This window comes from Acinetobacter sp. AG3, assembly GCF_022343575.1.
Lineage (GTDB): Bacteria > Pseudomonadota > Gammaproteobacteria > Pseudomonadales > Moraxellaceae > Acinetobacter > Acinetobacter guillouiae.
Genome location: NZ_JAKQZD010000001.1, coordinates 2789670 through 2802656, shown reverse-complemented (window position 1 = coordinate 2802656; position 12987 = coordinate 2789670). Strand labels below are relative to the sequence as shown.

General features: G+C 39.0%; 5 protein-coding genes. 2 read left to right on the top strand and 3 right to left on the bottom strand.

Annotation, left to right across the window (positions count from 1 at the left end; all coding sequences use genetic code 11):
• The 3 genes from L3V46_RS13110 to sbnA are packed head-to-tail and all read right to left on the bottom strand — an operon-like array spanning position 1 to position 3753.
• Entirely contained in the window at positions 1 to 1695 is a 1695-nt protein-coding gene (locus L3V46_RS13110) for an IucA/IucC family protein (RefSeq protein WP_239045926.1), read from the bottom strand.
• A gap of 17 nt (positions 1696 to 1712) precedes the next feature.
• Entirely contained in the window at positions 1713 to 2726 is a 1014-nt protein-coding gene (gene sbnB / locus L3V46_RS13105) for a 2,3-diaminopropionate biosynthesis protein SbnB (RefSeq protein ID WP_004820581.1), read from the bottom strand.
• 22 nt (positions 2727 to 2748) lie between these two features.
• The gene (sbnA, locus tag L3V46_RS13100; protein ID WP_239045925.1) at positions 2749 to 3753 is read right to left on the bottom strand and encodes a 2,3-diaminopropionate biosynthesis protein SbnA; all 1005 of its coding nucleotides are present in this window, start codon (positions 3751 to 3753) and stop codon (positions 2749 to 2751) included.
• 701 nt (positions 3754 to 4454) lie between these two features.
• On the opposite strand from sbnA, the gene L3V46_RS13095 reads away from it, so the two are divergent.
• The gene (locus L3V46_RS13095) at positions 4455 to 8039 is read left to right on the top strand and encodes a type VI secretion system Vgr family protein (RefSeq protein ID WP_239045924.1); all 3585 of its coding nucleotides are present in this window, start codon (positions 4455 to 4457) and stop codon (positions 8037 to 8039) included.
• A 69-nt stretch (positions 8040 to 8108) separates the two neighbouring features.
• On the top strand, positions 8109 to 12977 hold the full coding sequence (locus L3V46_RS13090; protein ID WP_239045923.1) for an RHS repeat-associated core domain-containing protein: 4869 nt from the start codon (positions 8109 to 8111) through the stop codon (positions 12975 to 12977).
• Positions 12978 to 12987 lie beyond the last annotated feature (10 nt).

The window sequence follows — 12987 nt, the reverse complement described above, 5'->3', positions numbered from 1 at the left end:
TTAGATATCCATGGTCTCATAGCAAGATTGGAATAAAGCATGGTAGGGATTTGACGTCATACCAATTTTACTTGGCATCCCTGTTGAATCACCTTGTTGGGCTAATAACGGGGTGAGTAATTGTTTGAATGGCCAATGGCTACTTTCAAAAACATATTTCTGAATACAGTTTTTTGATTGTTCAGAAAGCGCGGCATTTTCTATAAAGTTGACAATAATTTCTTGGATCATTTCCCAGAAATCAATTTCAGTATGATCGGTATATTTCAATGTTGCTAATGCGATAGGGTATAGGTTGATTTGTATCCCGAGGGTTATAAAATAATTAAATAAATCCTCATTTTTATTAAAAATAAGATTGTTTGGCGTACTGGTATCAATTTTATAGACTGGCGGAACAAAACCACTGTCCTGAATCGCAGGGGTGCATATTCTTAAGGTGTCATGGTCACGCAGAATAAAGCATTTAAATTGATTGTCTTGGTAACATACTAGGGTGTTTTGACCATGACACTCAGGCATAACACCAAAAGACCACAGTGTGAGAAAAGTGTGAATAAAATGGGTACTCAAATCTTTAAGTAAGTTCCATTTGTCACCTGTTATACCTAAAGCTTGCCATGAATCAATATAAGGACAACTTAAAGCAGACATGCTAATTGGTGCTATATTTTTTTCTTGGCAAAAATGAGGTAAATGCCTCACTTGACAGCCGATAACACCTAAATTTTGTACCAGCGGTTCTTGTTTTCCTAAGACCCACCAATGGGTTTCATTGCTTAAAAAGAGCTGATGTTTTAACGATGGTGTTTTGTCGATGACATCATTGAGAAAATCATATGCTGCATGACCGTTGGCTAAATATCGAGCAGGCATAGAGCGAATAGCACCCAAAGTTTTGGCATTGGTCGAGAGCTTTAAGTGCTGATTTGAATTTAAGTGATTGATTAAAGTTCGTAGCGAGGATGTTGGGCAACCAATTGCAGTGGCAAGGCCGAGGTCAATCCCTAGATATTTGTTTTCTTGAAATCTTAAATAGTCATGCTGTGTTTTAAGTACAGGTATTGCAAGGTATTCATTTGAGAGAGCCTGCATTTTTTCAATAATAAGATTTTTTTCCTCAGCAGGGAGAGCAAGTTCATCATGTGGAATGGATTCCATATTATTTATGACATCTGCTTTTTTAAATGCCCACCAATACACTTCAATTTCTTTTTGAGTAATGAGTGGACTGAGTTCACCTTTCGCATGTGCAAATGGATGAAATGCACGGTCAGCGACAAGCGAAAGTTGTTCACTCATTATGAGTGGCGAAGAAAAAGAAAGTGCGGATTGTAAGATTTGAGGAATTTTTTCAGCAGTAACTAAATTATCATGCCAATACGTAATGGCTTTTTGGTGGTTGATTGATGGCCACCATGAGGATTGAGTTAAATAATTGAAAACGTCAGCAATCGCGATCTCAGTGGTCTGTTGACTCAACGTGTTATGAAGTAAAACTTCTGCTTTTGTGATATAGAAAGGATTTACACTATTTACTTTTAAGCAGTTGAAATGTAGTTCCAACTCACTACTCAGATGTATTACAAGATAAGGCTTTTTATAGACAATATGGTTTCTGAACTCACCATAATTTTCCATATAGAGCGCATCTATAGTTTTCTGAAGTTGTGTTGTGTAAATCCGATCTAACATGTGCATTGTTCCTATAATTATAAAAGTGGCAAAACTGTGCCAATATTTTGTTTTTGTGCAGCATTGAAAAACCATTTCGCACAAACAATATCGTCGATCGCCATACCCATTGGGTTGAGTAAAATGATTTCATCATCATTTTCACGGCCATTTTTATGCCCAATAATGATGTCACCTAGTTCAGCATGTAGTTTTTCACGGCTAAATAAACCTTCTTCAACCAACACATTGATGACTTTCTTTTCTCTATTGGATTGATCCCAGTCGTCCACAATCACTTTGTCAACTTTGAGGAAAACTTCTGGTTCAATATCCATGATTGATATATTTGAAACGAAGCAACCTTTTTTAAGCCATTCAAACGGGATATAGGGTTTGTCAGATACTGTGCAAGTGATTAATACATCTGCCTGTTGGATCGCCGACTTGGCAGTTTCATGAATTTCGATTTGAAGATTTGGATATTCGCCAATAAATAAAGCTTTAAGTTTTTCTGCGGCTTCAGGGTTTAGATCAAATAAATGTATTTTTTTAACTTGTGGATATTGTTCTAAGACCGTTTTGATTTGCATTTGGGCAATCGGACCACAACCAATCACGCTGATATCTGAGAAGTCTTTTTTGGCGAGATATTGAATTGATACACCAGTAATTGCAGCTGTTCTCATCGCACTAATTAAACTGCCTTCCATGATTGCCACGGGGTAATTTGTTTCAGCGTCATTTAAAACAATTAAGGCACTGGCACGAGGAATATTAAATTTCTTAGGATTATGTTGGCGAGAGCCAATCCATTTGATCCCTGCAATAGGATCATTTCCAGCCAAATAACACGGCATGGCAATAATTCGGTCTGCAATATGGTCCGCACCTTGCCAACGTAAATAGGGTTTTAAGGGTTGTACAAACTGTTTATTTGCGTGAAGTGTGAGGCCTTCAGTAATTGCTTCGATAAACGAATTACTGTGATTTGCACCAAGATGGAGTAAATCTGATTGACTAAGGTAACGAAGGCTAGCCAAATTACTCATAAATATTTCCTAGAAGGTGGAGTTAAACAACGGATTGCAAAGTAAAATTTTCTTGATTGAGATGATTTTTATTGAAATATCTTCTCTTGATCATTTCGAACCATTCTTCGTCATAAACTAAATCTAAATAACGATCGCCTCTGTCTGCTAAAAGGGTTAAAACGCATGATCCAGACGGGATGGTCGGGATAAGTTTTTTTATTGCTGAAATAGATGAGCCGCTAGATCCACCCGCAAAAATGCCTTCATGTTCGAGGAGTTCTCGGCAACCTAAAGCTGACTCATAATCATCAACATAGATGACATCATCTATTTCATCTGGGGAGAGTAGGGCAGGAACGGTACTTGCGCCGATACCCGGAATTTCACGTGGGCCTGAGTGACCACCAAAGAGAACAGAACCGACGATATCGACTGCAATAACTTTTAAATGTGGGAATTTTTCTTTTAAGCGACGAGATACGCCCATGATTGTTCCAGAAGTACTTGCACCAACAACCAAGTAATCAATACTGCGATCGATTTGATTTATGATCTCTTCCGCTTCACCATAATAGTGGCTTTTCCAATTGTTGGGATTTGCATATTGGTTGATCCAAACAGCATTGGGCAATTGGCGGCAAAGTCGTTGTACTGTATCGATTCTTGTTTTTAAATAACCGCCGTTTTGATCTTTTTCAGAGACCATTTCGATATTGGCTTTATAGAGCTTCAACATTTGTAAGTTGGCTGAAGCAATTTTGGGGTCAATCACGGCAGTGAATTTTAGGCCGTAAATTTTGCATGCCATAGCAAGTGCAATTGCTAGATTTCCCGATGAACTTTCAACAATGTGGCTATCTTTATGAATGAGGCCAGATTTAAGCCCCTCTTGTAACATATACAATGCAGGTCGATCTTTGATACTGCCACCTGGATTGAGTAACTCCATTTTTGCGACAACGGTGATGGATTGATCGGTAAACATCCTTGAGAGTCTGATTAAAGGAGTTTTACCTATGCAATCGAGAATATTGTTATGGATCATCGTTAGAATTCTCTGGTTTTATCTGTTGTAAATGATAATCATTATTGGTTTTGTTATTATTAAAATTTACGTGAAATTTGTTGTGTTTTGTAATTTTATTGAAGAGTAAACTGTGAGAGTAAGTAATGATATTGTTTTATAAGTTTTTGATAAATATGGTTTATATTTAATTATTGGCTTAAATTATAGTGAAATTAGATGACCATTTGATTAAAATTGTTAATCAATCATTAGAAAAAATTTATAAAGTAGATCGCTATCACATTTATTTTTATTAAAGAGAATTGCCGCTATAAAACCATAGAGACCAAAAATCATAATAGAAAATCGTGGTTCATATTTATGATGCATTCTTAAAAAAGGGGAGATCTATTTCTAGGACTTTTGCAGATTGTAGTGGCATAAGATCAGTTCAAAGCTGTTTAGTTTACTCATACTGTTTAAAACACATTATGCCAATCGACCAAATCGAAATAAAGATAGTCAAACATCAGCTCAGTGTGATAATCGTTTTTAAGCAGGGGCGTATTTTTAAATAAATATTTGATAAAACAATGAGAAGTTTTTATCTATTATGCAGCTCAGAATAGAAATATATGTGTTTTTGTTTAAATGTTAAGCGCAATATAGACAGGTCTGTATAGACAAAGCCCTAATTTTTTTAGTACAATTGATCACAATTTAGAATTAAATAATAATGCATGTCTAACAATATTTACGCTGCTTTGGAGCAGCTTGGCTTATCAGCACAAAAACGTGCGATTCACGTACAATTTTCTAATTCGGTGTTGAGCCAGCAAGTATTCCTACAACGTATCGATGGAATACATCAAATCAATGAGGGTGTTCGGCTCCAACTCATCTGTCTTGCAACGTCAGCAACTATCCCTTTAAAAAGCTTTATTGGAACTCAAGCTGCGATTGATATCGTCACAGATAAATCTGAGTTAACCCGTATTTCAGGAATTGTGACCCAAGCCGATATTGGCGCATCTGATGGTTCTCTTACCATCTATCGTTTGACTGTAGAAGACCCAACAGCACTTTGGAAACACCGTAGAAACTCTCGAGTATTTATGAATAAGTCGGTTGTTGATGTGATCCAGACCGTATTCCAAGAATGGGCACAACGCAGTCCACTGTTTGCTTCAAGTCTGACATTGGACAAGAGTGGTTTAAGCAAAGACTATGATGTGCGCCCATTCATTATGCAGGCATCTGAAAGCGACTTTGACTTCCTGACCCGTTTGATGAGAAGTGAAGGGATTAACTGGCTGATCGATGAAGCACAACTTAAAGTGTCGAGTTCAACAGAACAAATCCAAGCACAAAAGCTTCGTTTAATTGATGATAATTCGCAATTCAGTGCTCTGGAACGCCGCAATATTCGCTTCCATAGAAGCAGCGCCGTAGAAAAAACTGATTCAATTACCAATTTTATTGGTCAGCGTTCCATTCAACCGACTTCGGTACATATCCAGCGTTGGCAAGCCGATGTATTGGATATTGATGAAGGCGCTGGCAGTGTCCAAAGTAAACACAGTCATAGTGAAAATTATGACAATGCCAGTCTAGCTTTAGAACAAGCATGGCACTTTAGCCCTGCATGGATTCAAGACTTGAATGGTGAAGATGGCGCAACGCCATCGGGCAACAGTCAGATTGAAAAATTTAACCAAAACCTCAGTAACTATTACGATTCACAAGCCAAACAATTTACAGCAACGTCAACTGTGCGCGATACACATGTTGGTTATTGGTTTGAACTAAATGAACACCCTGAGATTGACCAACACTCAGGTGCAGACAAAGAATTTTTAATCACGGCTAAAAGCTTTTATAACCAAAATAACTTACCCAAAGATCTCACTGATCAAGTCACCGCTTTAGTTCAACAAAGCAATTGGCAAACAAGTCAAATCACCAGCAACACGAGTGATGAACGTCAAGCCAGCAATTTAACCATTCAACGTCGTAACATCAGCACGGTTCCAGCCTATAACCCATTACAACACCGACCGATTGCATCACCACAACGGGCCAAAGTAGTGGGGCCAAGTGGAGAAGAAATTTATGTCGATGAATGGGGGCGTATCAAAGTTCGTTTCCTGTTTAGCCGTAATGAAGACAATACCCATGATGGCGGTGCGGGTTCCAATGACAATGACACAGATTCAGCTTGGGTCGATGTCCTGACCCCATGGGCAGGTGAAGGCTATGGTGCGCGATTCTTACCGAGAATAGGAGAGATTGTTGTTATTGATTTCTTTGATGGCAACATTGACCGTCCATTTGTGGTTGGGCGTATCCATGAAGCGCAACGTCATCCAAGCAAGTTTGATGACAAAGGCAAACTGCCTGATACCAAGAAACTGGCAGGAATCAAAAGTCGAGAGTATCAAGGCAGTGGCTACAATCAACTGAGGTTTGACGATACTACAGGCCAAATCAGCAGCCAGTTACAGAGTAGTCATGCCGCCAGCCAGCTCAACTTGGGCAAATTAAGTCATCCTAAAGACAAAGCGGAAAGTGATGATCGTGGTGAAGGCTTTGAGCTGAGAACAGACCAATGGGGAGCAGTTCGGGCAGGGCAAGGCTTACTACTTTCAACCTATAAACAAGACCAAGCTAAAGGTGATCACCTTGACTCAGAGCTTGCCAAAAAGCAACTTGAAGGCAGTCAGACCAACAGTAAAGCTTTAAGCGATATTGCCAAGAATCAAAAGACGGATGAAATTGAATCGATTGAGCAACTCAAAGCTTTTGCCGAAGAAATTGAAAAAGATGTTGCCAAGTATAAAAAAGCCATCATGTTACTCAGTTCTGTTGATGGGATTGCCTTAAGTACCCCTGAAGATATCCATCTTTCAGCCACAGGCATCATTAACCATACTGCGGGCGATAGTATTAACCTCAGTACCCAAAAGAATCTTTTGGGACAAGCTTTAGGCAAAGTGAGTCTATTTGCTGCTCAAGGTGGCATTAAAGCCATTGCAGCACAGAGTAAAGTCGAGATTCAAGCGCAGTCAGATGCTTTAGATGTATTTGCTAAACTGGGGATTACCATCTCATCTACAGAAGATCGGATAGAAATCAGTAGTCAAAAAGAAGTGTTGATTACAGGCGGTTCCTCACAGATTGCCCTAAATGGCTCAGGGATTTTCCCCAAAACAGGTGGGAAATTTGAGGTCAATGCAGGGCAGCACACATTTAAGCCAGGTGCCAGTGTGAGTAAATCAGCACAACTGCCGCCATCGAATCCACTTAAAGGCGCACTCGACTTATTAAAAAGCTATGGTGGGCAAGACTTCTTTAAACAAACCGGCTTTAAAGTGATTGATTCATTTGGCAAGCAAGTGTCTGGCAAGCTGGATGGCAATGGCTTTGCCCAAGTGACAGGTATTGCACCTGGCCCTGCCAAAGTTGAATTTGAAACTGATCCACGAAGTGCATGGGATAAAGCAAGTCATTTTAACCGTGATTATACTTGGTCAGAAGAAGTGGTCGGTGGTTCCACAAGCTTTGCACAAAATGCTTTAAATTCAGTGGGACAAAATATGATGTCTCAACTCAAAAACAATTTATTCTCTTTGAATGCTGACTCATTGAAAGATATGGGCAAAAACGCTTTAAAAGACTTAGGCACACAAAGCTTGGGACAATTTAAAGAACAATTTACTCAAAGTGCATTAGGTTCCGTCTCTTCAGCATTGAATTTAAATTTATCTCCGTCACAGATGATGAATGTGGGACAGATGATTGCCAATCCAAGTCAATCCCTACAAAACATTAAAGATCAAGGCATCGATTTCTTTAAAGACCAAGCCTCAGCATTGTTTGCTCAACAGACCAGTGGTTTAGTTTCTAATTTAACTGCTGGAACAGGATTTGGGTCGTCACTGGGTCAAGGTTTTGTTGCAGAGTCATTTGGCGCTGCTCAAAATGGGCTAGATGCCCCAGTGAAAGTAGTGGATGATTTTATTAAAAAAGATGAATATTTCTCTCGCTTCTTAACCTATAGCATTACCACTCGAAAAGGCGATGCATCAGTACCTACGATCCCACAAAATATTCCTCAACAAATCAGTCAGCCTGCGCCAATTTTGACTCAGCAGACTCCACAAGCGACAGCACCAGTCGACGTGAAAAAACCGCAGTCGATTTATGATATGGATAAGGATGTGGTACGGATGGATATGGAAGAGTCTCGTTATGTCACCAAACAAGTGACTGTGCGAAAAACGGCTGCTGAACAACCAGATGTATATAACGCGCGAAATAAATAATTGAACATTTTTTTGAATTTTAATTGATTGAAATTAAATTAAAAATTAGAACGTATTAAGGTTAAGCTTATGGCATTTATAGACAGTAAAAATCAGACCACAGGGTCAAATACACAGCAACAACCAGCCGCTAAAGAGACCAAGCCAGCGGTAGAATTGGCAGTATTTAATTTGGCCAGTCTGACGCATACAGAAGACCATAAGTTTATCGCGCATCAAATCCAAAACTATTTACAGGCTTGCGGAAATACCAGCCTAGAACAGATCAAAGCAAGCGCCAGTGTACCGACAGTCGCCAATATCTTTGCATTATCCGGCAGTGTTTTAGACCTTATTTTATTTGCCACTGAACCCAAGCAAGCCGAGGCAGGCGTACAACAATCGGCATTGTTAAGCATGAACTTAATCGGTTTATTTTTACAACCGAATACAGAAGCACATGTGCGTATGGCTTTACGTCCAATGCTGGGTTTAATGGCTGAATGTTTATACCCAGCCAATGGTAAAATCAAAGAAGCTGATTTACGTCGTATGCAGCTACACTTAAATGCGCAGATGGCAGGCGATTTAGAAAAATTCCTACAAGAAACACAAGGTAAATTATCAGGTTTATTGTCGAGTGCAACGACATTGGGGACTTCAATTCTGCAAGCCTTTAGCAGCAGCGCTGTAGCTGGATTACCCAGCGTTGCTTCAGCGGGAGCCACAGCTGAAAAACGTGATCCCAGCAAGCAGTTTAGCAACTGGGCACAGCCATTGATTGATTTGTTGGGTACACCTGCACAAGCTGACATGACCGCAAAGATGACCCCGAATATCGCAACACGATTAACAGAAGAAGTGCTTAAGGCGACACCACAACTTGCTACAGTGATTCAACAACAAAGCAATGCAGGAACTCAATATAGCCTTGCTTGGTTGATTCAAGAAACTCTAAAAGCCATCCAAACTCAAGGTAAAAAAGCCACAGCCAGTGTGCCGTTAAACCAAACAGGCGAACATGAGCAGCATATCAATGGTGATATTTTAGAGTTTGTCACTTTACAATCTGATGCACTAAATAATCCACCTTGTCCAGGGACGGATACACAAACAGGTCATAGTATCAGCTATTCAATTGGTGCAGAACGAGTTAATCATTCAGACTTTTACTTACCTAAAGTTGATTTTGCCTTTAGTCGTCAATATAACTCTCAAATGAATGAGTTTGACCACAGTATGATCGGCGCACGTTGGATGATGCCATTTTCCAATGTGATCATACAAAACCAAAATGGGTATTTATTTATTGACAGCAATGGACGTAAACATCAGCTGCCTGCTTCGATTGTGTATGCAACGTATCAGGTACCCTTTGAAGGTTTCACTGTAGCACCACATGACGATGGAGATTTATTGCTGAATTTTGGTTCAGACTGGAATTTCCATTTTCATAGTTTTAATGCTGGAAAACATTATCACCTCGTTCAACAATTTAATGATCAGACTGATGAAAAAGTAGTACTGACCTATTTATTGTTTGAACAATTTGCCTATTTACAAGCGATTGATTTTCAATTGAAGCGCGCTAAACATTTAGTTAAATTTGCTTTTAATGAACAAGCCAAAGTGATTGCCGCATTTGTCGATGAACAAACAGAAGCATTGGCACGTTATGAATACGATCAACAAGGCAATCTGATCAAAGCCATTGATCAAAATCGACATACACGCAGTTATGAATATAACCATGCACATCAATTGACCCGTTATACAGATCGTACTGGGCGTGGGCAAAATATTCGATATGACTCTACCGCACCCAAAGCCAAGGCGATTGAGGAATGGGCAGATGATGGTAGTTTTAAAACACGTTTAGAATGGCATCCACGTTTGCGTCAAGTGGCCGTCTATGATGCTTATGATGTTCCGACCTATTATTATTTTGATTTGGATGGTTTTACCTATCGTACCCGTTTAGCCGATGGTCGTGAAAAGTGGATATCACGAAATAGTCGAAAACGGATTACGCGCCAAATAGATTTTGCAGGCTTAGAAACAGAGCAAGTCTATAATGATCAAGATCAATTGGTGAAAATTGTACAGCCAAATGGTGGCATCATCCTATTTGCCTATGATGAAGCAAGGGACTTAACTGAAATCAAAGATCCTGAAGGTCATATTTGGAAAACTGAATATGATCAGGATGGTAATATCAGCAAAGAAATTAATCCTTTAGGACATACCACCCAGTATAAATATAATAATGACAATCAATTGGTTGAAGTGATTGATGCCAAAGGTGGCTTAAAGAAAATTCAATATAATGATCTTGGGCAGATGGTGTGGTATACCGACTGTTCCGGGAAAAGTAGTGCTTGGGAATATGATGAAGAAGGGACACTGACCGCACAAGCTGCTGCGGATGCACAACAAGTTCAGTATCTCTATAGTACTCAAGGTAAAGACAAGGGGCAACTTCAATCTGTTATTTATCCTGATGGATTAAAAGAACAATTTGAACATGATGAAGAAGGGCGTTTACTTAAGCATACCGATAGCAAAGGCTTAATCACCAAATATAAATACAATCAAGTTGGGCTATTAGAGGAACGGATCGATGCCAAGAGTTACCAAATCGGCTACCAGTGGGATAAACAAGGTCGTATTAAAAAGCTGATTAATCAAAACCATGCAGAATATTTATTCGACTATAACCGTTTCGGGCAATTGGTACGTGAACATACTTTTGATGGAGAAGAAAAACATTACAACTATAATGACAATGGGCAACTGTTTCACATTCGTCAACCAAATATTCTGACCCAATTTGGCTATCATACGGATGGTTCGATTGCGTCAAAAACATTTACTCATTTACAAACTCGACATCGTCAAGTTGAAGAATTTGAATACAACTTAAATAATCAACTCAGTAAAGCGACAAATACAGAAAGCCAAATTGATTTTTATCGCAATCAACTTGGACAATTGGTACGTGAGCATCAACACTATAAAATACCGAATCTAAACCCACTCACAGCAGTATTACGTTATGAGTACGATGAATTGGGTAACTTGACTCAAACCATTCGACCAGATGGACAAGTACAAGCCAATTTAAGCTATGGATCAGGGCATATTTATGGTATTGCTTTTAACCAACAAGATATGGTGGCATTCCAACGTGATGATTTACATCGTGAAACCACACGACTGCTGGCCAATGGTTTAGTGCAAACTAAGAATTATAATGTTGTGGGCTTACTCAGCTCACAAGTCATTCGCCCTGAACAAGAAATTACGGACAGGGTACAATTTCAAGTAGAACGTCATTATCACTATGATAACAACTATTTGCTGACTCAAGTCGATGATAGCCGTTTAGGTAAGTTAAATTACCAATATGATCCAATCGGGCGTCTAATCAAAACCCAAAATCCATTTAAATCGGAAAGCTTTAGTTTTGATCCTGCGGGGAACTTAATTGATCCAATAGCGACACAAGCTGCGCAAGTGAAAAATAACTTGATTAGCCAGTATCAAGGCAAACATTATAAATATGATGCGCAGGGCAATGTGATTGAAACCACTCAAGCAGGTCAGACCTTAAAGTTAACTTGGGATAACTTAAACCGCCTGATTCAAAGTGACAACAATGGTCAAATCACAGATTATGGTTATGATGTATTTGGTCGCCGATTATTTAAGAATAATCATCAAGACCAGAGTTTAACCTTATTTGGTTGGGATGGTGATCAGATGGTTTGGGAATCAGTGAAATCATCAAAAGTGCAAACTGATTATACCAAACACTATGTCTATGAACCGAATAGCTTTGTACCATTATTACAGACTGGTTATACAGGCTTTATCAAACTAATTGAAACACCTGACTATCGTCAATTCCAAAACGTACCTTATTCGATTTATAAAGATCCAGTATGGAAAACTGAAACCAGAAAGAACAAAGCTGAATTAGAACGTGTTGCCTTTTATCACTGTGACCAAGTCGGTACTCCACAAACTTTAAGTAATGAGTTAGGCGAGTGTGTTTGGGAAATCAAACAAGATACATGGGGCACAGCTTTAGAAATTAATACAACAAACCAAGACAATCCATTGCAACAAAGTAATATTCGTTTTCAGGGGCAATATTACGATAAAGAAACAGGCTTACACTATAACCGTTATCGTTATTACGATCCGTATAGTGCAAGATATATGAGTAAAGACCCCATAGATTTATACGCAGGATTGAATCACTACAGTTATGTAATTAATCCAACTTTGTGGGTAGATGCTTTGGGATTGCAAGTAACCTATGGTGGAGAATTTATCGGTTTAAGTCGTCAAGCTTCAGCAAATTTAGAATACGAAGGTTATCGAAATTATGACTGTTGGATGAAAACAGGTGATATTTGTCGGTTGCAAGGGCCTCCATTATTCGATTATGTTTATTGTTCGGGAGGGGTAGGCCCCTTTGCTTACGCAGAGATTACTAACCTACATAATGGTAAGGTATTTCAAGTAGGTGCATCATCAAGGCCAGATGTAAAAGGTGCTAAAGCGATAGGTAAGAATGCTGTGATGGTACTTGATGGAACTAAAAAACTAGGTGCTTCTGATCTTACAAAATTAAAAGGTAAGTTTTCGGCTAGTTGCATGGCAGGTTATATTTTTAATAAACCAGTAAAGGATAGTGATGCAAATAATACAGATGCATTTTTAACTGGTTTAGCAGGAAGTGCAAGTGGTGGTATATGGGGAGTACGTGCAGGTTTAGTATTACCTATTGATACAAGTTCTACATCGGTTAGTGAAAAAGTTAAAGCTTATTTTACATCTAAAACGATGAAAGGTTTTGAAATTGGGGTTGGTACTCCAGGTGCTGATTTTAATGTTGGATATGGTGTTGAAGGTCAAGGCCGCTCTCTTACAGAAAAAATTAGGGATTAAATATGAAATT

Coding starts and splice junctions, on each gene's coding strand:
- L3V46_RS13110 (WP_239045926.1), bottom strand. CDS start 1,695: ATGTTAGATCGGATTTACACAACACAACTTCAGAAAACTATAGATGCG.
- sbnB (WP_004820581.1), bottom strand. CDS start 2,726: ATGAGTAATTTGGCTAGCCTTCGTTACCTTAGTCAATCAGATTTACTC.
- sbnA (WP_239045925.1), bottom strand. CDS start 3,753: ATGATCCATAACAATATTCTCGATTGCATAGGTAAAACTCCTTTAATC.
- L3V46_RS13095 (WP_239045924.1), top strand. CDS start 4,455: ATGTCTAACAATATTTACGCTGCTTTGGAGCAGCTTGGCTTATCAGCA.
- L3V46_RS13090 (WP_239045923.1), top strand. CDS start 8,109: ATGGCATTTATAGACAGTAAAAATCAGACCACAGGGTCAAATACACAG.